Below are 26,358 nucleotides of genomic sequence, written 5' to 3'. Positions count from 1 at the left end.
GGTCTCAGGACTGTAGGAACGATAAATCGCACCGCAGCATCCGACGTAGCCATTTATTAAATAGCAAAAGCATAAGGGAGGTTTGTCATGTCTGAAGCCGTAAGGGAAGCACCGCGCAAGCAGCGGCGGGAATTCCGAAACATCCATGTGACGGAATTAGCCAATTACCGCCAGCCGCTGTCGGCCATCGTGTCGATCATGCACCGGGTCAGCGGCTTCCTGATGTTTCTCCTGCTGCCGTTCATTCTGTACCTGCTGCAGGAAAGCATCCGTTCCGAAATCTCCTTTGCCCACTTCCAGGGCATCGCGTCGCATCCTGTCGCGAAACTGGTCATCCTGGCGCTGGTCTGGGGTTATATGCACCACTTCTGCGCCGGTATCCGTCACCTGGTAATGGATACCCACATCGGCCTGGACAAGGATTCGGCCCGCCAGAGTTCCGTGGTCGTGCTGGTGATCACGTGGGTCGTGGTCATCGTCGTCGCCCTGAAACTGTTCGGAGTATTTTAAACAATGAAAAACAATATCGGATCGAAGCGCCTCGTCGTGGGCGCCGGCTACGGCCTGGGCGAATTCCTGGCGCAACGCGCCACGGCAGTGGTGATGGTGGTGTACACCGTCGTGCTGCTGGTGTCTTTCCTGACCGGCAATAACTTCTCGTACGAAGGCTGGGCCGGCCTGTTTGCCCAGACGTGGTTCAAGCTGTTTACGCTTGCCACCCTGATCGGCCTGTTCTATCACGCCTGGGTGGGCGTGGTCAGCATCTACCAGGATTATGTGAAGAACATCGCCGTTCGCTTTATCCTGCATACCGCCTCGGCCATGTGGCTGGTGGCTTGCGCCGTCTGGTCGGTGCAGATTCTCTGGAGTGTGTAAATCGTGGCAGCTATTAAATCTGCAATTCCTTCCCGCCGCTTCGACGCGGTAATCGTCGGCGCCGGCGGTTCCGGCATGCGCGCCTCCCTGCAACTGGCGGAAGCCGGCCTGAACGTGGCCGTGCTGTCGAAAGTCTTCCCGACCCGTTCCCACACCGTGGCGGCGCAGGGCGGCATCGGCGCCTCGCTGGGCAATATGGCCGAAGACAACTGGTTCTGGCATATGTTCGACACCGTCAAGGGCGGCGACTACCTGGGCGACCAGGATGCCATCGAATTCATGTGCCGCGAAGCACCGAAAGTCGTGTACGAGCTGGAACACTTCGGCATGCCGTTCGACCGTAACCCGGACGGCACCATCTACCAGCGTCCGTTCGGCGGCCACACGGCCAACTTCGGCGAAAAAGCCGTGCAGCGCGCCTGCGCCGCGGCCGACCGCACCGGTCACGCCCTGCTGCACACGCTGTACCAGCGCAATGTGCGCGCCCGCACCCACTTCTTCGTCGAGTGGATGGCGCTCGACATCATCCGTGACGCCGAAGGCGACGTCGTCGGCGTGGTCGCCCTGGAAATGGAAACGGGCGAATGCATGATCCTGGAAGCGAAGACCACCATCTTCGCCACGGGCGGTGCCGGCCGCATCTTCGCCGCATCGACCAATGCCTTCATTAACACCGGTGACGGCATGGGCATGGCGGCACGTGCCGGCCTGCCGCTGCAGGACATGGAATTCTGGCAGTTCCACCCGACCGGCGTGGCCGGCGCGGGCGTGTTGATCACCGAAGGCGTGCGCGGCGAAGGCGGCATCCTGATCAACTCCGAAGGCGAGCGTTTCATGGAACGCTACGCACCGACCCTGAAGGACCTGGCGCCGCGCGACTTCGTGTCGCGCTCGATGGACCAGGAAATCAAGGAAGGCCGCGGCTGCGGTCCGAACAAGGACCACGTCATGCTGGACCTGCGCCACATCGGCAAGGACACCATCGAGAAGCGCCTGCCGTCGATCCTGGAAATCGGCCACAAGTTTGCCAACGTCGACGCCACCAAGGAACCGATTCCCGTCGTGCCGACGATTCACTACCAGATGGGCGGCATCCCGACGAACATCCACGGCCAGGTCGTCACCCCGGCCGGCGACGGCACGCAGAAGGTCGTTAATGGCCTGTACGCGATCGGCGAATGCGCCTGCGTCTCCGTGCACGGCGCCAACCGCCTGGGCACGAACTCGCTGCTGGACCTGGTGGTGTTCGGCCGCGCGGCCGGCAACCACGTCGTCGCGTCGAACCTGAAGCAGAAGGAAAACAAGCCGCTGCCGAAAGACGCGGCCGACTTCGCGATGGACCGCCTGAACCGCCTGGAAACCTCGACGGGCAGCGAAAAAGTGCAGGGCGTCGCCAACGACATCCGCGCCACGATGCAGAAATACTGCGGCGTGTTCCGTACCGACGAGCTGCTCACGCAGGGCAAGAAGGAGATCATGGTGCTCGACGAGCGTCGCAAGCATGTCTCGTTCAAGGACAAGTCGAAGGTGTTCAACACGGCCCGCGTCGAGGCGCTGGAGCTGGACAACCTGATCGAAACGGCCAAGGCCACCATCACCTCGGCAGTCGCCCGCAAGGAATCGCGCGGTGCCCACGCACACAGCGACTTCCCGAACCGAGACGACGACAACTGGATGAAGCACACCCTGTGGTTCTCCAGCGACAACCGGCTTGAATACAAGCCGGTGGTCACCAAGCCGCTGACGGTGGAAACCTTCAAGCCAAAAGCACGTACATTCTAAGCAAGGGCCTCACGAACATGGCACGCACTCTCAAATTCAAGATTTACCGCTACGATCCGGACAAGGACGCCAAGCCGTACATGCAAGACCTGACGGTCGAGCTGAAGGACACCGACAAGATGCTGCTGGACGCCCTGCAGCGCATCAAGTCCGACGTCGACGATTCGCTGGCGCTGCGCCGCTCCTGCCGCGAAGGCGTGTGCGGTTCGGACGCGATGAACATCAACGGCAAGAACGGCCTGGCCTGCACCACCAACCTGAACGAGCTGTCCGAGCCGATCGTGCTGCGTCCGCTGCCGGGCCTGCCCGTCATCCGCGACCTGATCGTCGACATGACGCAGTTCTTCAAGCAGTACGACTCGATCAAGCCGTTCCTGATCAACGACTCGATCCCGCCTGAAAAGGAACGCCTGCAGTCGCCGGCCGAACGCGAGGAACTGGACGGCCTGTACGAGTGCATCCTGTGCGCGTGCTGCTCGACGTCTTGCCCGTCGTTCTGGTGGAATCCGGACAAGTTCGTCGGCCCCGCCGGCCTCTTGCAAGCCTACCGCTTCATCGCCGACTCGCGCGACGAAGCCACCGGCGCCCGCCTGGACAACCTGGAAGACCCGTATCGCCTGTTCCGCTGCCACTCGATCATGAATTGCGTGGACGTGTGCCCGAAAGGCCTGAACCCGAACAAGGCGATCGGCAAGATCAAGGAACTGATGGTGCGTCGCGCCATTTGATATGACAGACGAGAAGTCGCGTGACAACACGCGTGCGCATCAGGCGGACCCCGCCAACCGGGCCCGCCTGCGCTGGCGGTCCCGGCGGGGCCTGCTGGAAAACGACATCATCCTGACCCGTTTTCTCGATGCGCACGAAACGGAATTGACCGACGAGGAAGTGGACGCATTCACGCGGCTCCTCGACTTGTCGGACAATGCGCTGATGGATCTGGTTCTGGCGCGCAGCGAGCCGGAAGGCGAGATCGACTCGCCCCACGTGCATGCACTGCTGGCCCGCCTGCGCCGCGCCTGATTTTTTTTAATGCCGCATCCTCTCCTGGAAGGAAGAGCCCATGAACACCTCTGATAACAAAGCCACTCTGTCGTTCTCCGACGGCAGCACCCCGATCGAATTCCCGATCTACAAGGGTACCGTCGGTCCGGACGTCATCGACATTCGCAAGCTGTACGGCGCCACCGGCAAGTTCACGTACGACCCCGGCTTCATGTCCACCGCGGCATGCAACTCGTCGATCACCTACATCGACGGCGACAAGGGCGAGCTGCAGTACCGCGGCTACCCGATCGAACAGCTGGCCGTCAACGCCGACTTCATGGAAACCTGCTACCTGCTGCTGAACGGCGAACTGCCGACCGGCGTGGAAAAGGACCAGTTCGTCGAGACCGTCACCAAGCACACGATGGTGCACGAGCAGATGCAGTTCTTCTTCCGTGGCTTCCGCCGCGACGCGCACCCGATGTCGGTCCTGGTCGGCACCGTCGGCGCGCTGGCCTCGTTCTACCACGACTCGCTCGACATCAACGACGCCAAGCAGCGCGAGATCTCCGCGATCCGCCTGATCGCCAAGATGCCGACCCTGGTCGCGATGGCCTACAAGTACTCGATCGGCCAGCCGTTCATGTACCCGCGCAACGACCTGTCGTACAGCGCCAACTTCATGCGCATGATGTTCGGTAACCCATGCGAAGAGTACAAGGTCAACGACGTGCTGGTGCGCGCGCTGGACCGTATCCTGATCCTGCACGCGGACCACGAGCAGAACGCATCGACGTCGACCGTGCGCCTGGCCGGTTCGTCGGGCGCCAACCCGTTCGCCTGTATCGCTGCCGGTATCGCCTGCCTGTGGGGCCCTGCCCACGGCGGCGCCAACGAAGCGGCCCTGACGATGCTGAAGGAAATCGGCACCGTGGACAACATCCCGGCCTTCATCGCCCAGGTCAAGGACAAGAACTCCGGCGTGAAACTGATGGGCTTCGGTCACCGCGTGTACAAGAACTTCGACCCGCGCGCCAAGCTGATGCGCGAAACCTGCCACGAAGTGCTGGAAGAGCTGGGCCTGCAGGACGACCCGCTGTTCAAGCTGGCGATGGAACTGGAAAAGATCGCGCTGAACGACGAGTACTTCGTGTCGCGCAAGCTGTACCCGAACGTCGACTTCTACTCGGGCATCGTGCAATCGGCACTGGGCATCCCCGTGTCGCTGTTCACCGGTATCTTCGCCATGGCCCGCACCATCGGCTGGATCGCCCAGTGGAACGAAATGATCGCCGATCCGGAACAGAAGATCGGCCGTCCCCGCCAGCTGTTCGTCGGCGCCACCGTGCGGGACGTGCCGCCGCTGGCCGAGCGCAAGTAAGCTCTCAGCCCCTGGCTTTGAAAAGCGGACCTTCGGGTCCGCTTTTTTTTTGCCGTGATCCCGTTCGCAGTGAATGGGACAGATAGCGGGGCCACGCACGGTCGCGCTCACCGGCAAGCCTGCGCGCTGCACACCAGGTGCGGCACGTTGCACGCAGCTTCTCCACCAGCCAGCTCCCGGCGAGCAATCGAGGAGTTCCTGCAAAGGTCAGGGCCGTCTTGCCGTCGCATTCACTGACCCGCAAGCGACCCGGGGAGCACCGTCGGATTCGCATTGAATTTGATGAAGTTAATGTTGACGCATGGCAATTTTGCGCGCATCATCAATTTTATTGCCGAATTTGATTATTCGACCGCGTTTAACCTTCCCCAGCCCCTGGAAATAATGATGAAATTGACGAATATTGCCATCCGTACCTTGCTTCGTGTGACGCTTGGATCCCTGATCATCCTGCTCGTCCTGTTCGGCGTGGGCGGCCGCTGGCTGACCAATTTCTCCGTCCAGGCACTTGAAGCAAGCAGCACCGCCGACCTGACGGCGCAGGCGACGGTCGACAAGATCCGCCTGCGCATGGAGACCAACCGCAGCCAGGTGCTGCAGGCCTTGCAGCACAATCCTGCAACCGAGTACGCCGCCATGCACGATCATCCGCTGGCCATCCACGACGGCCTCATCGCCAAGAACAGCGCCGAGATCGCAAACCTGTGGCAGGCCTACCGCACTGCCGTGCAAGACCCGGTGGAAGTCGAGCTGGCCGAGCGCTGGTATGGCGTCAGCGGCCGCCTGGGCATGGACAGCACGGGCGCGGCGGCACGCGCCATCGTCGGCAATGACTGGGACGAGGCGCAGAAGATCCTGATCACCACGATCAATCCGACCTATCGCGCCGCCGACAAGGAAGCCCTGGCGCTGGCGACATACCTGAGCGGCCGTGCCGTGACGAACCACGCCGCGGTCGATGCCCAGATCGACTCGGCCATGCTGTTCGGTTCGTTGGCGATGGCCTTTGCCGTGATCGTGGCATGGGGCGCCGGCCGGTATATCACCCGCACCATCGGCGATTCGCTGCAGCAGGCCGTCGAGGCAGCGCAGCGCGCCGCAGCGGGCGATCTGACGATGCATCTGACCGCCACGTCGGGCAACGAATTCGGCCGCCTGCTGGGGGCGCTGGGCAATATGACGGAAAAGCTGCGCGATGTGATCGGTGCCGTCAATTCCGGCGCGGAGGAAATCGCCTCGGCCTCCGGTCAGATTGCCGGCGGTAACCGCGACCTGTCGCACCGGACTGAAAAGCAGGCTGCGGCGCTGGAAGAGACCGCCTCGGCGATGGAAGAATTGACGGCCGCCGTGCAGCAGAACAGCCAGCATGCCCGCCAGGCCAGCGCCCTGGCGGTGCAGGCAACGGGCGTGGCCGAAAAAGGCGGCCTGGTCGTCAATTCGGTGATCGACACGATGGCATCGATCGATGCGTCGGCCCGTCGGATCGCCGATATCACCAGCGTGATCGACGGCATTGCCTTCCAGACCAACATCCTCGCATTGAACGCGGCGGTCGAGGCGGCGCGTGCCGGCGAACAGGGCCGGGGCTTTGCCGTGGTAGCGGCGGAAGTGCGGGCCCTGGCCCAGCGCTCGGCCGCGGCGGCCAAGGAAATCAAGGAACTGATCGGCGCATCCATCAGCCAGGTGGATGCGGGTGGAACCCTGGTGGCGCAAGCCGGCCAGACCATGACGGACATCGTGCAGAACGTGCGGCAGGTCAGCCAGATCATCGGCGAGATCGAGGCCGCCGGCACGGAACAGGAAGCAGGCATCCTGCAGATGCACCAGACGCTGGCCGAGATCGATGCATCGACCCAGCAGAACGCCGCACTGGTGGAGGAGGCGTTTGCCGCATCGGCGGCGCTGCACGAACAGGCCGAGCAACTTGCCGAACGCGCTTCCGCATTCCAGCTCGGTACGGTGCCGGCACGGGGCGCAAGCAAGCCCGCAGCACGCCTCGCATTGCCTGCCGCCGCCACCGGCTCGACGCGGTCCGGCGCCGCCTCGCGCCTGGCCACCACGTAAAAGGAAGCATTGATTTAGAAACACCCGGCCACGGACGCCGCTCGCGCCGTGGCCGGTTCCGTCCTGGACAGCGTTGGGACGCTGTCCAGGACAATTCATTTGGGAAACAAGTCCGCGACGAAATGACAAGGACAATCTAAAATAGTCGATGGGCCTCATTGGCCGGCCCCCTGACGGCGCCCCCCATGCAAACACTCTCCCACCCGGAAACACCCCACGGTCGCGAAGGTCACCACTTCGTGCGCTTCTATGACGACGAAGACCTGCTGGCCGACGAGATCGCCCAGCACCTGCTGGCGGCGCTGGCACAGCAGGGATCGGCGATCCTGATCGCCACGCCGGTGCGGGTGGCGGCCGTGCTGCCACGGCTGCCGGGCACGACGCCGGGGTGCCTGGCCCGGCTGGTCGTGCGCGACGCGGCCGACACGCTGGCGGCCATCTGCGTCGACGGCTGGCCCGACGATGCCCGTTTCGATGCCGTCGTCGGCGCCCTCGTGCGCAGCGCCCGGGCCACGGGCGCGCCCCTGCATGCCTATGGCGAGATGGTGGCCCTGCTGTGTGCGGACGGGCGCTTCGAAGCGGCCGTGCGCCTCGAGCAGTTGTGGAATGCGCTGGCCGGGCAGACCACGTTTTCCCTGTTCTGCGCCTACCCGTGGTCGCTGTTCCCCACGGTGGAGCTGGCCAACAGCTTTGCCGCCATCTGCCAGGCTCACACCCATGCGTGCTCGCAGAAGCAGCCGGCGGCCGGCACCGTGTCGCGCCCGGACCAGTTCCGGCTGCTCGAGCTGGAGCGCAAGGCGCTGGCCCTGGACGGCGAAGTGCGCCGGCGGCGCGATGCCGAGCGGCTGGCCGCGGCCAGCGAGGCCGACCTGGCCGATTTCCTCGACAATGCCGCCGAAGGTATCCACCGGGTCGGCGCCGACGGCACCATCCTGTGGGCCAACAAGGCCGAGCTGGCCCTGCTGGGCTACCGCTGGGAGGAGTATGTGGGCCGCCATATCGCCGAGTTCCACGTCGATGCCCACGTGATCGACCATATCCTGGCCACCCTGCAGAAGGGCGAGACCGTCTACGACCAGCCGGCCCGGCTGCGCTGCAAGGACGGCGGCATCCGCCACGTGCTGATCCATTCGAACGCCCGCTTCGAGAACGGCGAGCTGCGCTACACGCGCTGCTTCACGCGCGACGCCACCGAGCGGCACGAGCGCGACGCGCTGCTGGCGACGTTGACGGAAGCGAACCGCAACAAGGACCAGTTCCTCGCCATGCTGGGCCACGAGCTGCGCAACCCCCTGTCGCCCATCCTGCTGGCGCTGGAAATGATGGAACTGCGGGGCGACAGCGCCACGACGGAGCGCCAGCTGATCCGGCGCCAGGTCGACCACCTGGTGCGCCTGGTCGACGACCTGCTCGACATCGCCCGCGTCACGCAGGGCAAGGTCGTGCTGCGCCGGGCCCGGGTGCCCGTCTCCGAAGTGATCGACAAGGCCGTCGAGCTGGCCGCCGCCGAAATCTCGGCCCATGCGCACCAGCTGACCCTGACGGTCGATCCCGCGCTGGTGGTGTTCGGCGACGCCGTGCGCCTGGCCCAGGTACTGGCCAACCTGCTGATCAACGCGGCCCGCTACACGCCGCGCCAGGGCCGCATCCGGCTGCACGCGGCGCGCGACGCGGCCGGGCAGGTGCGCATCGGCGTGACGGACAATGGCCGCGGCATGACGGCGGCCGAGCTGCGCCAGGCCTTCGACCTGTTCTACCAGGGCGCGCGCGGCATCGACCGCGCGGAAGGGGGACTGGGCGTGGGCCTGGCGCTGGCGCGCCGGCTGGTCGAGCTGCACGAGGGCCGCATCGACGCCTTCAGCGCCGGCCCCGGCCAGGGCTGCGAAGTGGTCGTGCGCCTGCCCGCCTTCGATGCCGCTGCCGGCGCTCCGCCGGCTGTTGCCGCCAACGACGCACCGGTTGGCGGCAGCGGCCTGGCCATCCTGCTGGTGGACGACAACGAGGATGCCGTGCGCATGCTGGGCATGCTGCTGACGCAGCACGGCCACAAGGTCGATGTCTGCTTCGACCCGCACACGGCGCTGGCGCGGATCGATGCCTTCCGGCCCGACGTGGCCGTGCTCGACATCGGCCTGCCCCTGATGAGCGGCCACGAGCTGGCGCAGCGCCTGCGTGCCATGCCCGGCGGCGAGCGCTGCCGCATGATCGCGCTGAGCGGCTACGGCCAGCCGGAAGACCTGGCGCGCAGCCGCGCGGCCGGCTTCGAAGCCCACCTCGTCAAGCCCGTCATGCCGGAGCGGCTGCTGTCCCTGCTGACGCGCGAACAGGCGGTGCGTTAGCGTCCAGCGGGCGCCAGGGCGGAGCTGCGCCTGCTGCGGGGGACGTCGCGCAGATCATCGAATCCATGCGCGGCGGGGCCATCCGGGGGAGTCATATCCCGGCGCTGGCGGCAAGGCTGGCCATCAGCCAGGACAGCCTGCTGACCCCGCTGCGGCTGCCGAAGAGTACGACCCAAGGAAAACATGGCCATCAAACGCTTGCGCAATGTCGCCGCCGGGCTGCTCAGCTCGTTCGTCAGCCGCAATAACGACGTCGAGGGATATTGGGCGCCTGGCCTCCTCTACGCCGCCGCCAGCGCTGCCGGCAGCAATGCGCTGTGCCTGGACCTGCTGGGTGGCGAGGCCACGCTTTCCGCGCCGGCCGCCGTCACGGCGGCACGCAATTACCGCGAGTTCCTGCGGCGCGCGCTGCGCAGGGAAGGCATCCCCATCGACCAGATGGTGCAGGCGCAGGTCGAGCTCCGGTTCGATACGCCGGCGCGGCCGGTGTCGGGACACTATTGCAGCGGCGGCGAACCGTTCGACTGCACCGTCGTGCTGCGCCTGGCTGGCGGTGCGGTGGCGAAGCGTGACGAACATGGCCGCTGCCGCCGCCACGATCCGTCAAGCTTCGCCCGCAGCGCACGCGCGCCCGCCTGAGCGGCGCGGCCGACGTGCCGACTCAGTGCCGCATCAATGCCGCGTCAGCCACTCGGCCAGCGCCGGCCGGGCCATGGGCCGGCTGATGTAATTGCCCTGCATGCTGCTGCAGCCGTTGGCGGCCAGGAAGTCGTGCTGGTCCTGGGTTTCCACGCCCGTGGCGACGACGCGGATATTGAGGTTGTGGCCGATGTCGAGCATGGTCTTGGCCAGCATGCCGTCGCTGGGCGTGGCACCGATTTCCTGCACGCGCCGACGCGTCATCTTCAGCTGGCTGACGGGCAGCTGGCGCAGGCAGGACAGGTTGTTCAGCCCGGCCCCGAACTCGTCGACCGACAGGCCGATGCCCAGTTCCTGCAGGCCGTTGGCCAGGCGCTGCGCCTGTTCCGGGTCGTGCATCAGCTGTTCCTCGTGCAATTCCAGCGACAGGCTGGACGGGTTGACGCCATGGTGGGCCACCCGCCGGCCCAGGTGCAGCAGGTAGTCCCGCTGGGTGAATTCGCGGCTGCAGGCGTTGACGGAAATGGGCAGGTCCGGGTAGCCCAGGTCCGCCAGGAAGCGCAGGGTGCCGCACACCTCCTCCAGCACGCGCCGGCCCAGCGGCACGATCAGGCCGTTTTCCTCGGCCTCGGGCAGGAAGTCGGCCGGCAGCAGCTCGCCCCGCTCCGGATGGCGCCACCGCAGCAGCGCCTCGAGCCCCAGGATCTTGCCCGTCCCGACGCAGACATTGGGTTGAAACAGCAGGTACAGGTCGTCGCGGTCGAGCGCTTCGCGCAGCGCCTGCTCCATGTGCCGGCGCGCGGCCGTCGTGTTGGCCATCGCGGGCGAATAGAAGTGCACCGCGTCCGGCCCGCCGTGCTTGCTCTGGTACATGGCGGCATCGGCCGCCTGCAGCAGGTCGTGGGCATTGCGGCCGTCGCTGGGGTAGACCGCCACGCCCATGCTGGCGCCGACGGACAGGATGCGCCCGTCGATGTCCATCTCGCCCGCCATCGCGCGCCGCACCCGGTCGATCATGCGCAAGGTGAAGCGCAGGTTGGGCTGGTCCGCCAGCAGCAGCACGAATTCGTCGCCGCCCAGGCGCGCCACGGTGTCCGATTCGCGCAGCGCCGACTGCAGCCGGCGGGCTACTTGCTTGAGCACCATGTCGCCGGCCGCGTGGCCCATCGTGTCGTTGATTTCCTTGAACTTGTTCAGGTCCATCATGGCCACGGCCACGAGCTCGTGGTTGCGCTGGGCCACGCCGATGGCCTGTTCCAGCCGGTCGCGCAGCAGGACGCGGTTGGCCAGGCCCGTCAGTGCGTCATGCGTGACCAGGTGTTCCAGCTGCGACGTGCGCTGCTTGGTGGCCGTGATGTCCTCGATGATGCCGATGAAGTGGGTGACGCGGTGGCCGGCGTCGCGCACGGGCGTGACGGACAGGTGATTCCAGAACAGCTCGCCGTTCTTGCGCTGGTTGCGAAACACCACCGAAGCCTGCTGCTGGGCACGGATCGATTCGCCCAGCCGGGCACGCTGGTCCTCGTCCAGGCCGGGGGCGGCCATGAAGCGCGAGTCGCGGCCCATCACTTCGGCGGCCGGATAGCCGCTGATGCGCTCGAAGGCGGGATTGACGTATTCGATCGGGTTGTCCAGGCCGTCGTGGCGGGTGATGACGATGCCGTTGCTGGCCGCCGTCAGGGCCCGCTCGAACAGTTCCAGCTTGTCCCGCTGGCGCTGGTGCTGCGACAGGTCCATGCCCATGCCGCAGGTGTAGGCGACGTCGCCATGCATCAGGCGCGACGTGCAGAAGGCATACAGCTTCGATTCGCCGTCCACCGAGCGCAGGCGTGCTTCCAGCTGGATGCGGCCGTCGCCTTCCAGCGCCGTGCAGAAGGCGTGGGCCACGCGGGGCCGGTCGGCCGGGTCGAACACTTCCAGCATGTGCAGTTTGTGCAGCCGTTCGCCGGACAGGCCCGTGACGCGTTCCACCTCCTCGTTCCACAGCACGAAGTAACCCGACTCGTCCAGGACGCAAAAGGTCCCGGCCAACAGTTCCATGACCCCGCGCAACGGCAAGCCGCCGACGTCGATGGCCGGTTCCAACCCGCTTTCTCCCATACCTTTCCCCCGAAAACGCTGTGGCCGCGCGCTGCCGCGCTGGCGTCTATTCTTGATTTTTATGATGCCTGGCGAAACTTCTTATTGCTTGCCGGCGGGGTGGGCGATGGTTGCTGCCGGCGGGCATGCCATCGGTAAAGCACAGTAATAGTGTGATCGAAAAAACAAAGGGGTGCCGCGCGCTTGGCAAGGCGTGACGTGCTGCAATGCTGAGCGGGAAGATCAGTCCCGGCCGTCTTCTTCGTCCAGCAGGGCCTGGATTTCGGCACGCTCGGTCGGGCTGACGTGACCGCCGCGCAACGCGGCCAGCACGAGGGCCTTGCCGGAACCGGCAAAGGCCTTGTGGATCAGTTCTTTCAGCAGGCTGGTCTGGATCGAATCCTGGGCCTGGGCCGGGGCGTAGACGTGGGCGCGCGCGCTCTCGTCGCGGGTCAGCAGGCCCTTGCCGTGCATTACCTGCAGCAGCCGCAGCGCGTTGGCGTAGGTGGTATCCGGGCGAGTCGCCTGGGCCGCCTCGTGAACCTGCCTGGCCGTGGCCGGCCCCAGCGCATACAGCAGGCGCAGCATTTCCAGTTCGGCGGGAGTGGGCTTCGGCGGGGTGGGCGTGGTCATGGAAGTAGAATAGGTGATCTAGACCAGGAAGTCTAGCAAACCGGCGCCGAAAGCAGGCCTTCGACCCCAGCCATTTTTCCGCACAAAGGTTGTTCCACCTCAAGGGGGCGTGCTATGCTAAACAACCATTGTTGAAATTTCGGAGAAGTTGTTGCCGCTTTGTGTAAATAACAATGCCTTGCAACAGCAACATTTTTCGGCTTCAAAACAGTTGTACAGTCCTTCCCCCACAACTTGATGTGCGATCCGCTAACCGGTCAGGCCGTGTCGCGGAAGGTTAGATTAACCCGCTAATTCCTCGCGAAGCGCGAAGAAAGGTGAGCAAGAATGATGCAACAACTCACGTCCAACTCCTACCTGTTCGGTGGGAATGCGCCGTACGTAGAAGAGCTCTACGAAGCGTATCTGGAAAACCCTGGTTCGGTACCGGACAACTGGCGCGCGTATTTCGACGCGATGCAGCACGTCCCGGCCGTCGACGGCTCGAACAAGCCCGACGTTGCGCACGCATCGGTCATCGCCTCGTTCGCCGAGCGCGCCAAGGCCGGCCCGATCCGCACCGTGGTCGCCTCGGGCGATCCGGAAATGGGCCGCAAGCGCGTCGCCGCCACGCAGCTGATCGCCGCCTACCGCTACCTGGGTTCGCGCTGGGCCAACCTGGACCCGCTGCAGCGCCAGGAACGTCCCGCCATCCCCGAGCTGGACCCTGCGTCCTATGGCTTCACGGATGCGGACATGGACACCGTGTTCAACATCAGCAACACCTACTTTGGCCCGGAAAACGCGTCCCTGCGCGACCTGACCAACTTCCTGCGCGACACGTACACCCGCTCCATCGGCGCGGAATTCATGTACATTTCCGACCCGGCCGAAAAGCGCTGGCTGCAGGAACGCCTGGAATCGATCCGCTCGACGCCGAACTTCACGGCCGAGAAGAAAAAGCACATCCTGGAACGCCTGACGGCGGCCGAAGGCCTGGAACGCTACCTGCACACCAAATACGTCGGCCAGAAGCGCTTCTCGCTCGAAGGCGGCGAGACCTTCATCGCGTCGATCGACGAGATCATCCAGCGCGCCGGTGAAAAGGGCGTGCAGGAAATCGTCATCGGCATGGCCCACCGCGGCCGCCTGAACGTCCTGGTCAACACCCTGGGCAAGGCGCCGAAGGACCTGTTCGAAGAATTCGAAGGCAAGCACGGCGACGACCTGCCGGCCGGCGACGTCAAGTACCACCAGGGCTTCTCGTCCGACATCTCCACCGCGGGCGGCCCGGTCCACCTGTCGCTGGCGTTCAATCCGTCGCACCTGGAAATCGTCAACCCCGTCGTCGAAGGCTCCGTCAAGGCGCGCATGGACCGCCGCGGCGACGTCCACGGCGCGCAGGTGCTGCCGATCCTGGTGCACGGTGATGCCGCATTCGCCGGCCAGGGCGTCGTGATGGAAACGCTGAACCTGGCGCAGACCCGCGGCTACGGCACGGGCGGCACGGTGCACATCGTCATCAACAACCAGATCGGCTTCACCACGTCGGACCCGCGCGATGCCCGTTCGACGATCTACTGCTCCGACGTCGTCAAGATGATCGAGGCACCGGTACTGCACGTGAACGCCGACGATCCGGAAGCCTGCGTGCTGGCTTCGCAGATCGCGCTGGACTACCGCGCCCAGTTCCAGAAGGACATCGTCGTCGACATCATCTGCTACCGCAAGCTGGGTCACAACGAGCAGGACACCCCGGCGCTGACGCAGCCGCTGATGTACAAGAAGATCGCGCAGCACCCCGGCACGCGCCGCCTGTACGCCGACAAGCTGGCGGCCCAGGGCGTGATCCCGGCCGACGGCGGCGACCAGATGCAGGCCGCCTACCGCGCTGCCATGGACGCGGGCAAGCACACGGTCGATCCGGTCATCTCGAACTTCAAGAACAAGTTCGCCGTCGACTGGCTGCCTTTCCTGAACCGCAAGTGGACCGACGCGGCCGATACCGCCGTGCCGCTGACGGAGCTGAAGCGCCTGGCCACCCGCATCACCACCGTGCCGGAAGGCTTCAAGGTGCACTCGCTGGTCGAGAAGGTGCTGGGCGACCGTGCCAACATGGGCAAGGGTGAGCTGAACCTGGACTGGGGCATGGGCGAACACCTGGCCTACGCATCGCTGGTGTCGTCCGGCTACGCCGTGCGCCTGACCGGCCAGGACGCCGGCCGTGGCACGTTCACGCACCGCCACGCCGTGCTGCACGACCAGAACCGCGAACGCTGGGATGCCGGCACCTACGTGCCGCTGCAGAACGTCTCCGAAGGCCAGGCCCCGTTCACCGTGATCGACTCCGTGCTGTCGGAAGAAGCGGTGCTGGGCTTCGAATACGGCTACTCGACCGCCGAGCCGAACACCCTGACGATCTGGGAAGCCCAGTTCGGCGACTTCGTCAACGGTGCCCAGGTCGTCATCGACCAGTTCATCAGCTCCGGCGAAGTGAAGTGGGGCCGCGCCTCGGGCCTGGTCATGCTGCTGCCGCACGGTTACGAAGGCCAGGGTCCGGAACACTCGTCGGCCCGCCCCGAGCGTTTCCTGCAGCTGTGCGCCGACAACAATATGCAGGTGGTGCAGCCGACCACCGCGTCGCAGATCTTCCACCTGCTGCGCCGCCAGATGGTGCGCCAGTTCCGCAAGCCGCTCGTCGTCATGACGCCGAAGTCGCTGCTGCGTAACAAGGATGCCGGTTCGCCCCTGTCCGACCTGGCCAAGGGTGCGTTCCAGACCGTGATCGGCGAGATCGACGAGAAGATCGACGCCAAGAAGGTCAAGCGCGTGATCGCCTGCTCGGGCAAGGTCTACTTCGACCTGGCCAACGCCCGCAAGACGCGCGGCCAGCTTGATACGGCCATCATCCGCGTCGAGCAGCTGTATCCGTTCCCGCACAAGGCCTTCGCCGCCGAACTGAAGAAGTTCCCGGCCGCCACCGAAGTGGTGTGGGCGCAGGACGAGCCGCAGAACCAGGGTCCATGGTTCCAGATCCAGCACAACATCTTCGAGTCGATGGAAGCGGGCCAGCGCCTGGCGTATGCCGGCCGTCCTGCCTCCGCGTCGCCGGCTGTCGGTTACTACGACAAGCACTACGCCCAGCAGAAAGAACTGCTGGAGACGGCGTTCTCGAAGCTGAAGGGCTTCATCCTGACCAAGTAATCACGCTTTAGGACCGCCGCGCGGCATGGCCACGAGCCTGCCGCGCGGCTAACCGCGCATAATCGAATTCACGGAGTAATACATGGCACAAATCGAAGTCAAAGTTCCACAACTGTCGGAATCCGTCGCTGAAGCGACCCTGCTGTCCTGGCACAAGCGGATGGGCGAATCCGTCACGCGTGACGAAAACATGATCGACATCGAAACCGACAAGGTCGTCCTGGAACTGCCGGCTCCGGAGTCCGGCGTGATCGTGCAGATCATCGCCGCCGACGGCGCTACCGTCGTTGCAGGCCAGGTCATTGCGATCATCGACACCGATGCCACCGCAATGGCTTCCCCGCTGCCCGTCACCGCCGCGCCGGTCCAGGCTGAAGCGCCGCCGACGCCGGCACCTGCCGCCGCTGCCGCCACCGGTGGCACGAAAGGCGACGTGGCCATGCCGGCCGCCGCCAAGATCCTGTCCGAAAAAGGCCTGTCGGCGACCGACGTCGCCGGTTCCGGCAAGGACGGCCGCGTGACCAAGGGCGATGCCCTGGCCGCTTCCGCTCCCGCCAAGGCGGCAACGCCCGCCGCCAAGCCGGCCGCCGCCGCCAAGCCTGCCCTGCAGCAGGTGAACGCACCGACCACCGCGAAACTGGGCGACCGTCCGGAAGAGCGCGTGCCGATGAGCCGCCTGCGCGCCCGTATTGCCGAGCGCCTGGTCGAATCGCAGTCCACCAACGCCATCCTGACCACCTTCAACGAGGTGAACATGAAGCCGGTGATGGACCTGCGTAACAAGTACAAGGACAAGTTCGAAAAAGAGCACGGCGTCAAGCTGGGCTTCATGTCCTTCTTCGTCAAGGCCGCCGTGGCCGCGCTGAAGAAGTACCCGATCATCAACGCTTCGGTCGACGGCACCGACATCGTCTACCACGGCTACTTCGACATCGGTATCGCCGTCGGTTCGCCACGCGGCCTGGTGGTGCCGATCCTGCGCGACGCCGACCAGATGAGCATTGCCGACATCGAGAAGAAGATCGGCGAATTCGGCCAGAAAGCCAAGGAAGGCAAGCTGACCCTGGACGACCTGACCGGCGGCACGTTCTCGATCTCGAACGGCGGCACCTTCGGCTCGATGCTGTCGACCCCGATCATCAACCCGCCGCAGTCGGCCATCCTGGGCGTGCACGCGACCAAGGACCGCGCCGTCGTCGAAAACGGCGAGATCGTCATCCGCCCGATGAACTACCTGGCGATGTCGTACGACCACCGCATCATCGACGGCCGCGAAGCCGTGCTGGGCCTGGTGGCAATGAAGGAAGCGCTGGAAGATCCTGCGCGCCTGCTGCTGGACCTGTAATCGCATAGCGGTAAATCCCCGCCGCCGGTTCCTGCCGGCGGCGCCGCATGAACACCGGGGACGGTCCCACGGGGACAGTCCCTCGACCTCGGGAGCATCGGCCATGAACGTCTCTGAAGAAATCAGGCGCCTGCACGAGCTGCACCAGGCGGGCGCCTTGAGCGATGAGGAATTCGCCCGCGCCAAGGCGCGGCTGCTGGATGCGACGCCGAACGGCCCGTCGGCCGGCAACGGCGACCTGGCTACCGAGTTTTCGCGGCTGCGGCGTTCGCGAACGGACCGCTGGATCGGCGGCGTCTGCGGCGGCATCGGCAAGGTGTCGGGCATCGAGGCGTGGATCTGGCGCCTCGTGTTCGTGCTGTTTACGGTGTCGTTCGGGTTCGGGCTGGTGATTTACATTCTGTTGTGGATATTCGTCCCGGAAGAAGATCTCCCGGGAGGCGAACTGATTGGGAAATGATAATGAGCAATAAACAATTCGACGTGGTGGTGATCGGTGCCGGTCCTGGCGGCTATATCGCGGCAATCCGCGCGGCGCAGCTGGGCTTCTCCGTGGCGTGTATCGACGAGTGGGCCAACGAAAAGGGCGGCCCCGCGCCAGGCGGCACCTGCACCAACGTCGGCTGCATTCCATCGAAGGCACTGCTGCAGTCGTCCGAGCACTTCGAGCACGCCGGCCATGCGTTCAAGGACCACGGCATCGATGTCGCCGGCCTGACCCTGAACCTGCCGCAAATGCTCAAGCGCAAGAACACCGTCGTCAAGCAGAACAACGACGGCATCCTGTTCCTGTTCAAGAAAAACAAAGTCACCTTCTTCCACGGCCGCGCGGCCTTCGGCGGCGCCGCTGGCGCGGAAGGCTACCCGATCGAGATCACGGGCCCGATGACCGAGACCATCAACGCCAAGCAGGTCATCGTTGCGACCGGCTCGAACGCGCGCGCGCTGCCTGGCGCACCGTTCGACGAGAAGCTGATCCTGTCGAACACGGGCGCGCTGGCCATCGAAGGCGTGCCGGCCAAGCTGGGCGTCATCGGCGCCGGCGTCATCGGCCTGGAAATGGGCTCCGTATGGCGCCGCCTGGGTTCGGAAGTGACGGTACTGGAAGGCCTGCCGACCTTCCTGGGCGCCGTCGACGAGCAGATCGCCAAGGAAGCGCTGAAGCTGTTTACGAAGCAGGGCCTGGGCATCAACCTGGGCGTGAAGATCGACAGCGTCACCACGGGCGAGAACAACGTCACGGTCAAGTACACGGACGCCAAGGGTGGCGCGCAGGAAGCGACGTTCGACAAGCTGATCGTCTCGATCGGCCGCACCCCGAACACGAACGGCCTGAACGCCGAGAAGGCCGGCCTGGCGCTGGACGAGCGCGGCTTCATCGCCGTCGACGGCGACTGCAAGACCAACCTGCCGAACGTGTGGGCCATCGGTGACGTCGTGCGCGGCCCGATGCTGGCGCACAAGGCGGAAGAAGAAGGCGTTGCCGTGGCCGAGCGTATCGCCGGCCAGCACGGTCACACCAACTTCGACACGATTCCATGGGTGATCTACACGTCGCCGGAAATCGCGTGGGTCGGCAAGACCGAGCAGCAGCTGAAAGCGGCCGGCACGGCCTACAAGGCCGGCACCTTCCCGTTCCTGGCCAACGGCCGCGCACGCGCGCTGGGCGACACGTCGGGCATGGTCAAGTTCCTGGCCGATGCCACCACCGACGAAATCCTGGGCGTGCACATCATCGGCCCGATGGCTTCCGAGCTGATCTCCGAAGCCGTCGTGGCGATGGAGTTCAAGGCCTCGGCCGAAGACATCGCCCGTATCTGCCATGCTCACCCTTCGCTGTCGGAAGCGACCAAGGAAGCGGCACTGGCGATCGACAAGCGCACCCTGAACTTCTAAGCGTCGCGCAGCGTCCCAGCCGGGCCGGCCTTATGCCGGCCCGGCCTTTTTGTACCGAGCGAAACCACCGATGAACGTCCACGAGTTTTACCAGCACGCGCTGGAACAGCGCAACTTCAAGCCCGACGAGGCGCAGCGCCGCGCCGTCGACCGTCTCCAGCAGTGCTATGACGACTGGGTGGACTACAAGGCCCAGCGCTCGAACAGCTTCAAGCGGCTGATCAACCGGCCCGACGTGCCGCGCGGCGTCTACATGTGGGGCGGGGTAGGGCGCGGCAAGTCCTTCCTGATGGATTCGTTCTACTCGGTGGTGCCCGTGGTGCGCAAGACGCGCCTGCACTTCCACGAGTTCATGCGCGCCGTGCACCTGCAGCTCGATGAGCTGATGGGCATCGCCGACCCGCTCGACGAGGTGGCCAAGCGCATCGCCAAGAAATACCGCCTGATCTGCTTCGACGAGTTCCACGTCTCCGACGTGGCCGACGCGATGATCCTGTATAACCTGATGAAGGCGCTGTACGACAACGGCGTGTCCTTCATCATGACGTCGAACTACGAGCCGTCCACGCTGTATCCGGACGGCCTGCACCGCGACCGCATCCTGCCTACCATCGCGCTGTTGAAGGAGCGCATGGATGTGCTCAACGTCGACGCCGGGGTCGACTACCGTGGCCGCGCGCTGGAGCAGGTCAACGCCTACTACATGCCGCTCAATACGGCCACCGACGAGAAGCTGCGCGAGGCCTACGGCAAGCTGTCCGCCACGCAGGACGAGGACCCGCACATCCAGATCGAGAACCGCGACATCCGCGCGCTGCGCCGGGCCGGCACCGTGATCTGGTTCGACTTCAAGACCCTGTGCGGCGGCCCCCGTTCGCAGAACGACTACCTCGAAATCGCCAGCCGTTTCCATACCGTGATATTGTCCGGGGTGCCGATGATGTCGGCCGGGCAGTCGTCCGAAGCGCGCCGTTTCACGTGGCTGATCGACGTGTTCTACGACCAGGGCGTGAAGCTGATCATGTCGGCCGAAGTGGAGCCGGAGGAGCTGTACACGAGCGGCGCGCTGGCCAACGAGTTCCACCGCACCGTGTCGCGCATCGTCGAGATGCAGTCGCGCGAGTACATGGACAAGGCCCAGCGCGGCGCGGCCGCGTCACTGACCTGAAACGAGACCTGAAACCCGGACCGAAAGCGGAAGCCCCAGCATGGCAATGTACTTGAAAATTTCCCTGATCGCCGGCGCGGCCCTGCTGTCGGCCAGCGCCTTCGCGCAGCCGGTGGCGCCGTTGCAGACGGTGGAGCAGGCCGACGCCAACCTGGCGCGCGTGGCGCAGGAGCGCGCGGCCGCCGAGCGCGAATTCTCCGAGCAGGAAGCGGTCTGCTACGAGAAGTTCTTCGTCAATAACTGCCTGGACAAGGCCAAGGAAAAGCGCCGGCTGCGCCTTTCCGAGCTGCGCACGATGGAGGTGGACGCCAACCACTTCAAGCGCAAGCATGCCGTCGAGGAACGAGACCGCGAACTGGAAGAGCGCGCCCGCAAGGACGCCGAGACGGCCGCCGCCAACGCGGCCAATCCACCGGTGCCCAAGACGGTGGCGCCCGAGCGCACGCGCCCCGCGCCGAAGCAGACGCCGGCCGAGCGCCAGGCCCAGCACGAGGCGCGCGTGCGCGCACGCGAAGCCCAGGAGGCCGCCGAAGCAGGCCAGCGTGCGAAGAAGGTCGAACAGTACCAGCAGAAGCAGGTCGAATCGAAGACGCGCCAGGAAGAAATCGCGCGGAAAAAGGCCGAACGCGCCGCCAAGCAGGCCAAGCGGGCAGCCGACGCGGCCGCCAAGGCCGCCGCCGATGCGGAAAAGGCGAAGCAGAAGGCCGTGGCGAAATAAGGCTGACGGCTTCCTGCACACCAGCCGGCCGCGCGCCGGCTTTTTTACGTCGCAGCCATGTCCGCCGGCATGGCACGCGCCACCAGCCGCACGATCGCCATCGAACAATTGTCGCCATTGCCCTTGGCCCGCTCCCTGGCCTTGTCGATCAGCAGCTCGGCGGCGGCGCGGGGCGTGCGGCGCGAGATGGCGGCGGCCAGTTCCGTGTCGGTGAAGTAGGGCCACAGGCCGTCCGTGCACAGCAGGAAGGCGTCGCCCGCCTGCAGGTCTTCCTGCACGCCGACCGCCACGAAAGGCGCCTTCAGCGGATTGCCGACGGCATTGGCCAGCAGGCGCGAGGCGCGGTGGCGGCGCGCTGCTTCCGGCGGCACCTTGTCGACGTCGATCAGGTGTTGAATATAGTCCGTGTCGCCCGTGCGGCCGCGCAGGGCGCCGTGATCGAAACGGTACAGGCGCGAGTCGCCCACGGTGGCCCAGACGGCCTGGCGCTGCGGTGTCAGCAGCAGCAGCACCAGGGTCGAGCGGGCCTCGGCGTTGGCCGGGTTCATCAGCAGCACGTCGTGGGTTTCCTGGACGATTTCGCGCAGCAGGGCCGCCAGGCGCTCCAGGCTGGGCGCGTCGCCCACCTTGTAGTCGTCGAACGACTGCTTCGCCGTGTGCAGGGCCTGGTCGGCGCCGATGGCATTGCCGGTGCCGCCGTCGGCGACGATGGCCAGCACATAGCCTGGCGCCTTCGGCGCCGTAAACAGGGCCACCCGGTCGTGCTGTTGTGGCCGGTTGCCGACGTGCTGGGCGGTGCCGGCCTCTATCTTGTATTCGCTCATAAATGCCGGATGGCTTCTTTCTCATGCATACCTGGGTTAAACTATGCACCGGTTCGCAGTTTTGTTGCAAGTACGTTGTTGCAATTACGAATTATTGCATTGTAGATTGTTGCGTTGTGATGCTTGCAACTGATTCAATCGTTGCTGGAACCGTTGGCAAACATGGCGCTGCGGCGCGGACCTTACTTGTAGCGAATCCCATGAAGAACGAAGACGAGATCCGGCGCCGCATTGTCGAGCTGGATGTGGAACACCGCGACCTGGACGCCGTGATCGAGATGCTCACCCTGGACGGGCATCACGACCAGCTGCAACTGCGGCGGCTGAAGAAACGCAAACTGCAACTGAAAGATTACATCACGCTGCTGAAGATGCAGCTGGTGCCCGATGTACCGGCGTGACACGCCCCCCTTTCCCCGACTATTTTGACCGATCAAGATTCCACGCCTGCCGACCCGGCCGGCGACATTGCCGTTCCCGCTGACGTCGTCGGCAAGCACGACGCCGAAGTGGAGCGCCTGTTCGGCACGGGCGGGCCGCTGGGCCCGGCCGTGGGCGGTTTTCGCCCCCGCAAATCGCAGACGGAAATGGCAAAAGCCATCGCCCATGCCATCGCCGGCCAGGAGACCTTGATCGCCGAGGCCGGCACGGGCACGGGCAAGACCTTTGCCTACCTGGTGCCGGCGCTGCTGTGGGGCGGCAAGACCATCGTTTCGACGGGCACGAAGAACCTGCAGGACCAGCTGTTCTCGCGCGACATCCCCACCGTGCGCAAGGCGCTGCAAGCGCCCGTGTCGGTGGCGCTGCTGAAGGGGCGCGCCAACTACCTGTGCCACTACCACCTGGAACGCACCCTGGCCAACGGGCGCATGACGTCGCGCGAGGACGTGGGCTACCTGCGCGAGATTTCCCGCTTCCTGAAGATGACGCAGACGGGCGACAAGGCCGAACTGGCGCGGGTGCCGGAAAACGCGCCCGTGTGGAATTTGGTGACGTCCACGCGCGAGAATTGCGTCGGCCAGGAATGCCAGTACTACGAGGACTGCTTCGTCATGAAGGCGCGGCGCGAGGCGCAGCAGGCCGACGTCGTCGTCGTCAACCACCACCTGTTCTTCGCCGACGTGGCACTGAAGGACACGGGCGTGGCCGAGTTGCTGCCGTCGGCCAACACCATCATCTTCGACGAGGCGCACCAGCTGCCCGACACGGCCACCCTGTTCTTCGGCGAAAGCGTGTCGACGTCGCAGGTGCTGGAATTGTGCCGCGACGTGCTGGCCGAGGGCCTGTCGCATGCCCGTGACGGCGCCAACTGGGGCGCCGTCGTGTCCGTGGTGGAAAAGGCCGCGCGCGATTTGCGCCTGACCTTCCCGCAGGACATCGTGCGCCTGTCGCTGCCGCAGATCGCGCCGTCGTCGGAATTCTTCCCGGCGCTGGCCAAGCTGAAGGAAGAGCTGGACGGCATGCTGGAAGTGCTGGAAGGCCAGGCCCAGCGCGCCGAGACCCTGGAGCAGTGCCGCACGCGCGGGCTGGAACTGGCCCAGGCCTTCAAGGACTGGCAGTACGACCCGAAGGCCAAGGTGGCGCCGGGCCAGGAGGCGGTGTACTGGGTGGAAGCCTTCGCCAGCTCGCTGCAATTGCACAAGACGCCGCTGTCGATCGCGCAGATTTTCAACAACCAGCGCGAAGGCGTGCCGCGCAGCTGGATCTTCACGTCCGCCACCCTGGCCGTGAAGAACGACTTCAAGCACTTCGCCCACCAGCTGGGCCTGTACGACGAGCCCGCCAAGTCCTGGCCCAGCCCGTTCAACTACGCCGAGCAGGGCATCCTGTACGTGCCGCAGGGGCTGCCGGACCCGAACTCGATGGGCTACACGGATGCCGTGCTGGATGCGGCGCTGCCCGTCATAGAGGCGGCCGGCGGACGCACCTTCCTGCTGTGCACCACCTTGCGCGCCGTGAAGCGGGCCGCCGAACGCCTGCGCGACGAGTTCGACAAGCGGGGCCTGAAATTCCCCCTGTTCGTGCAGGGCGACCGTGGCCGCACCGAGCTGCTGGACCAGTTCCGCAAGGCCGGCAACGGCGTGCTGATCGGCAGCCAGAGCTTCTGGGAAGGCGTCGACGTGCGCGGCGAGGCGCTGTCGCTGGTCATCATCGACAAGCTGCCGTTCGCGCCGCCGGACGACCCGGTGCTGGCGGCCCGCATCGAAGTGATGGAGAAGAAGGGCATGAACGGCTTTGTCCATCACACCTTGCCCGAGGCGATCATCAACCTGAAGCAGGGCGCCGGCCGCCTGATCCGCGATGAAGGCGACCGCGGCGTGCTGATGCTGTGCGACCCCCGCGTCATCTCCAAGCCCTATGGCCGCCGCATCTGGCAAAGCCTGCCGCCGTTCAAGCGCACGCGCGAACAGGCCGAAGTCATCGAGTTCTTCCACAGCGGCGCCGGCAAGCCGTCCTGAAACTTCCGCCTGAAGCGCCAGCCGGTACGCGCTGTCGCGCCGGCAATTCCATTCCGCCTTTTCTTCCTGACTGCGCAGTCGCATGACTGCGCATGCGCAGCTCGTCCGCCGTTTGCGCCAGCGCAAAGCTCCCTCTGACCAGCTTGTTACAGTTGGCTTGCATTCGTTATAAAAAAGACCATATCGACACCTGGGCAGGGGAGAAACAGGAGAGGATGACATGACAATCCGCTATGGCTGTTTCTTCAGCTACGCCCATGGCCAGCACGCGTATATGAGCAAGTTCAGGAACGACCTGATCGACGCGCTGCGCTGCTATCTCGAACCGCATTTCGATACGGAGCGGGAACTGTTCGTCGACAGCGAACAGCTCGGTGGTGGCGACGACCTGGACCGCAAGATCGCGCGGGCGCTGTGCGAAAGCGTCTGCATGATCGTGATCTATACCCCGAAATACGAGGCCCATGCCTATACCCGGCGCGAGTTCGCGGCGATGCAGCTGATCGAGGCCGAGCGGCGCCAGTGGTACGACCTGCCCAGCCACCTGACGATCCCCGTCATCATGACGCGCCACCCGCTGAGCCTGCCGCCGCAGATCACCGATCCCGGCATGTACGTCGATTTCTCCCGCTATACCCTTGCCACGGGGGACCTGAAGACCAACCCGGACTTCCTGCCCGACATCGACAAGATGGTGCAGCGTATCGTGGCCCATTACCACTGCCTGAAATATGCCATCCCGGCCGGACACGACTGCGGCGCCTTCCAGCTGCCGCCCTTGCCGCCGGAATGGCGCGCGGCCCCGCCGCCGCATTTTCCGCGCTGATGGCAAGGCCTTCGTGTCGCCGTTCGCTGCCTGCCACAGCATCCCTCCAGCCAACAATAAAGGTCCGCCATGGAAACGCATCGCCTGTCTCTGCCACCGCTCGACGAACCCGGAGAGGTCGTCACCTTTCATTCGCACAAGGGAGGGGCCGGGCGCACGATGGCATTGGCCAACCTGGCCGTCATGCTGGCACGCCGCAACAATGCCTCCGTGCCGACCCTGATGGTGGACTGGGACATGGAAGCGCCGGGCCTGCACCATTACTTCCGCGCCAGCGCGGAAGGGCCGGGCCTGCTGGAGCTGTTCGAAGCGTGCCGCGACCAGCTGCTGCGGCGCAGCCGGCTCGTCACGGCCCATGACGACGAATACCTGGCCCAGCAGGTGCTCGACGCCGTCGGCTGGGAGCAGTACATCGTGCGCGCCGATAACAGCCGGCCCCTGTACCTGCTGCGCGCCGGCAGGCTCGACGACAGCTATGCCGAACGCCTGGCGCAGCTGGACTGGGAAGCATTGTTCGCCGGCTGTCCCGCGCTGTTCCGGGTATTCGGCGCCAACCTGACGCGCCGCTTCCGCCACGTGCTGGTCGACTCGCGCGCGGGCCGCACGGCCACGGCCAGCATCTGCACGACCCTGCTGCCCACCAAGCTGGTGCTCGTGTTCACGCCGAACCGGCAGCACCTGGAAGGGCTGGAGGCGCTGATCCAGCGGGCCACGGCCTGGCGCCGCAGTCACGAGGACGAGCAGCGCCCCCTGCTGATCTACCCGCTGCCCTCGCGCATCGAGATGGACGACGCCGTGCAGCGGGCGCTGTGGCGACGCGGCGACCCTGAGCGCAATATCCCCGGCTACCAGCCCGTGTTCGAGCGGGCGCTGTCCCAGGCCTACGGCCACTCCGGCATGTCGCTGGAAAGCTATTTCGACGAAGTGCAGGTGCAGCAGGCCCGCAGCCTCGCCTCGGGCGAGCAGCTGCCCGTCGCCCTGCACGAGGAGGACGACCGCTTCTCCGTCACGCGCACCTTCGAATCCTTCCTGGGCTGGTTCCTGGGCGGCCATTGTCCGTGGCTGTCGCGCGAGGAAATCCCCCTGCTGACGGCCGTGGCGCGGGGGCGGGCGGCAATGGAACGGGCGCCGCGCGAGGCCGGCCGCGGCCGCGGCACGG

At 65.4% G+C, this 26,358-nt stretch carries 22 protein-coding genes; 19 read left to right on the top strand and 3 right to left on the bottom strand.

Going from position 1 to position 26,358, the window contains the following annotated elements; genetic code table 11:
• The first annotated feature begins 87 nt into the window (after positions 1 to 87).
• The 9 genes from sdhC to GM672_RS18835 all read left to right on the top strand — a co-directional run bounded on the left by sdhC (position 88) and on the right by GM672_RS18835 (position 10,068).
• Positions 88 to 510: a succinate dehydrogenase, cytochrome b556 subunit gene (gene sdhC, locus GM672_RS18875; RefSeq protein WP_155472084.1), complete on the top strand. Its 423-nt coding sequence runs from the start codon at positions 88 to 90 to the stop codon at positions 508 to 510.
• 3 nt (positions 511 to 513) lie between these two features.
• A complete protein-coding gene (gene sdhD, locus GM672_RS18870) occupies positions 514 to 876 on the top strand; it encodes a succinate dehydrogenase, hydrophobic membrane anchor protein (protein ID WP_155472083.1) in 363 nt (120 codons plus the stop codon).
• Between the two features lie 3 nt (positions 877 to 879).
• Positions 880 to 2,658 (top strand): succinate dehydrogenase flavoprotein subunit, encoded by a 1,779-nt coding sequence (gene sdhA, locus GM672_RS18865; RefSeq protein ID WP_170300140.1) that lies wholly within the window; start codon positions 880 to 882, stop codon positions 2,656 to 2,658.
• 17 nt (positions 2,659 to 2,675) lie between these two features.
• Positions 2,676 to 3,386, top strand: coding sequence for a succinate dehydrogenase iron-sulfur subunit (locus GM672_RS18860; RefSeq protein WP_155472082.1), 711 nt, complete (start codon positions 2,676 to 2,678; stop codon positions 3,384 to 3,386).
• Between the two features lies 1 nt (position 3,387).
• A complete protein-coding gene (locus GM672_RS18855; RefSeq protein WP_155472081.1) occupies positions 3,388 to 3,681 on the top strand; it encodes an FAD assembly factor SdhE in 294 nt (97 codons plus the stop codon).
• 40 nt (positions 3,682 to 3,721) lie between these two features.
• Positions 3,722 to 5,026: a citrate synthase gene (gene gltA / locus GM672_RS18850; RefSeq protein WP_155472080.1), complete on the top strand. Its 1,305-nt coding sequence runs from the start codon at positions 3,722 to 3,724 to the stop codon at positions 5,024 to 5,026.
• 387 nt (positions 5,027 to 5,413) lie between these two features.
• Positions 5,414 to 7,090 carry a methyl-accepting chemotaxis protein gene (locus tag GM672_RS18845; RefSeq protein ID WP_170300139.1) on the top strand — a complete coding sequence of 559 codons (1,677 nt, stop codon included), beginning with the start codon at positions 5,414 to 5,416 and terminating at the stop codon, positions 7,088 to 7,090.
• A 185-nt stretch (positions 7,091 to 7,275) separates the two neighbouring features.
• Positions 7,276 to 9,429 (top strand): ATP-binding protein, encoded by a 2,154-nt coding sequence (locus GM672_RS18840; protein ID WP_155472078.1) that lies wholly within the window; start codon positions 7,276 to 7,278, stop codon positions 9,427 to 9,429.
• Between the two features lie 183 nt (positions 9,430 to 9,612).
• Positions 9,613 to 10,068, top strand: coding sequence for a hypothetical protein (locus GM672_RS18835; protein ID WP_155472077.1), 456 nt, complete (start codon positions 9,613 to 9,615; stop codon positions 10,066 to 10,068).
• A 33-nt stretch (positions 10,069 to 10,101) separates the two neighbouring features.
• Here the strand turns inward: GM672_RS18835 and GM672_RS18830 are convergent, their stop codons facing one another.
• The gene (locus GM672_RS18830) at positions 10,102 to 12,153 is read right to left on the bottom strand and encodes a putative bifunctional diguanylate cyclase/phosphodiesterase (RefSeq protein WP_170300138.1); all 2,052 of its coding nucleotides are present in this window, start codon (positions 12,151 to 12,153) and stop codon (positions 10,102 to 10,104) included.
• A gap of 237 nt (positions 12,154 to 12,390) precedes the next feature.
• Complete coding sequence (locus GM672_RS18825; protein WP_155472075.1) at positions 12,391 to 12,780, bottom strand: BlaI/MecI/CopY family transcriptional regulator; 390 nt, start codon at positions 12,778 to 12,780, stop codon at positions 12,391 to 12,393.
• A 327-nt stretch (positions 12,781 to 13,107) separates the two neighbouring features.
• On the opposite strand from GM672_RS18825, the gene GM672_RS18820 reads away from it, so the two are divergent.
• The 6 genes from GM672_RS18820 to GM672_RS18795 all read left to right on the top strand — a co-directional run bounded on the left by GM672_RS18820 (position 13,108) and on the right by GM672_RS18795 (position 21,090).
• Positions 13,108 to 15,963, top strand: coding sequence for a 2-oxoglutarate dehydrogenase E1 component (locus tag GM672_RS18820; protein ID WP_155472074.1), 2,856 nt, complete (start codon positions 13,108 to 13,110; stop codon positions 15,961 to 15,963).
• Positions 15,964 to 16,045: 82 nt separating this feature from the next.
• Complete coding sequence (gene odhB / locus GM672_RS18815) at positions 16,046 to 17,308, top strand: 2-oxoglutarate dehydrogenase complex dihydrolipoyllysine-residue succinyltransferase (RefSeq protein ID WP_155472073.1); 1,263 nt, start codon at positions 16,046 to 16,048, stop codon at positions 17,306 to 17,308.
• 103 nt (positions 17,309 to 17,411) lie between these two features.
• Entirely contained in the window at positions 17,412 to 17,768 is a 357-nt protein-coding gene (locus GM672_RS18810; protein ID WP_155472072.1) for a PspC domain-containing protein, read from the top strand.
• Between the two features lie 2 nt (positions 17,769 to 17,770).
• The gene (gene lpdA, locus GM672_RS18805; RefSeq protein ID WP_155472071.1) at positions 17,771 to 19,204 is read left to right on the top strand and encodes a dihydrolipoyl dehydrogenase; all 1,434 of its coding nucleotides are present in this window, start codon (positions 17,771 to 17,773) and stop codon (positions 19,202 to 19,204) included.
• Positions 19,205 to 19,274: 70 nt separating this feature from the next.
• Positions 19,275 to 20,372 (top strand): cell division protein ZapE, encoded by a 1,098-nt coding sequence (gene zapE, locus GM672_RS18800; protein ID WP_155472070.1) that lies wholly within the window; start codon positions 19,275 to 19,277, stop codon positions 20,370 to 20,372.
• 52 nt (positions 20,373 to 20,424) lie between these two features.
• Positions 20,425 to 21,090, top strand: coding sequence for a hypothetical protein (locus tag GM672_RS18795; protein ID WP_155472069.1), 666 nt, complete (start codon positions 20,425 to 20,427; stop codon positions 21,088 to 21,090).
• A gap of 44 nt (positions 21,091 to 21,134) precedes the next feature.
• Here GM672_RS18795 and GM672_RS18790 read toward each other — a convergent pair whose 3' ends face one another.
• Complete coding sequence (locus tag GM672_RS18790; protein ID WP_155472068.1) at positions 21,135 to 21,914, bottom strand: PP2C family protein-serine/threonine phosphatase; 780 nt, start codon at positions 21,912 to 21,914, stop codon at positions 21,135 to 21,137.
• A gap of 200 nt (positions 21,915 to 22,114) precedes the next feature.
• Between GM672_RS18790 and GM672_RS18785 the strand changes: the two genes are divergently transcribed.
• The 4 genes from GM672_RS18785 to GM672_RS18770 all read left to right on the top strand — a co-directional run.
• A complete protein-coding gene (locus GM672_RS18785; protein ID WP_155472067.1) occupies positions 22,115 to 22,315 on the top strand; it encodes a YdcH family protein in 201 nt (66 codons plus the stop codon).
• Between the two features lie 24 nt (positions 22,316 to 22,339).
• On the top strand, positions 22,340 to 24,373 hold the full coding sequence (gene yoaA, locus GM672_RS18780; RefSeq protein ID WP_155472066.1) for a DNA repair helicase YoaA: 2,034 nt from the start codon (positions 22,340 to 22,342) through the stop codon (positions 24,371 to 24,373).
• Positions 24,374 to 24,593: 220 nt separating this feature from the next.
• On the top strand, positions 24,594 to 25,199 hold the full coding sequence (locus GM672_RS18775; RefSeq protein ID WP_155472065.1) for a toll/interleukin-1 receptor domain-containing protein: 606 nt from the start codon (positions 24,594 to 24,596) through the stop codon (positions 25,197 to 25,199).
• Positions 25,200 to 25,268: 69 nt separating this feature from the next.
• On the top strand, positions 25,269 to 26,358 hold a 1,090-nt coding region (locus GM672_RS18770; RefSeq protein WP_371867082.1), incomplete at its 3' end, for a KGGVGR-motif variant AAA ATPase.

It is taken from the genome of Pseudoduganella buxea (genome assembly GCF_009720835.1).
Lineage (GTDB): Bacteria > Pseudomonadota > Gammaproteobacteria > Burkholderiales > Burkholderiaceae_D > Rugamonas > Rugamonas buxea.
This window is presented reverse-complemented; position numbering and strand designations above follow the sequence as displayed.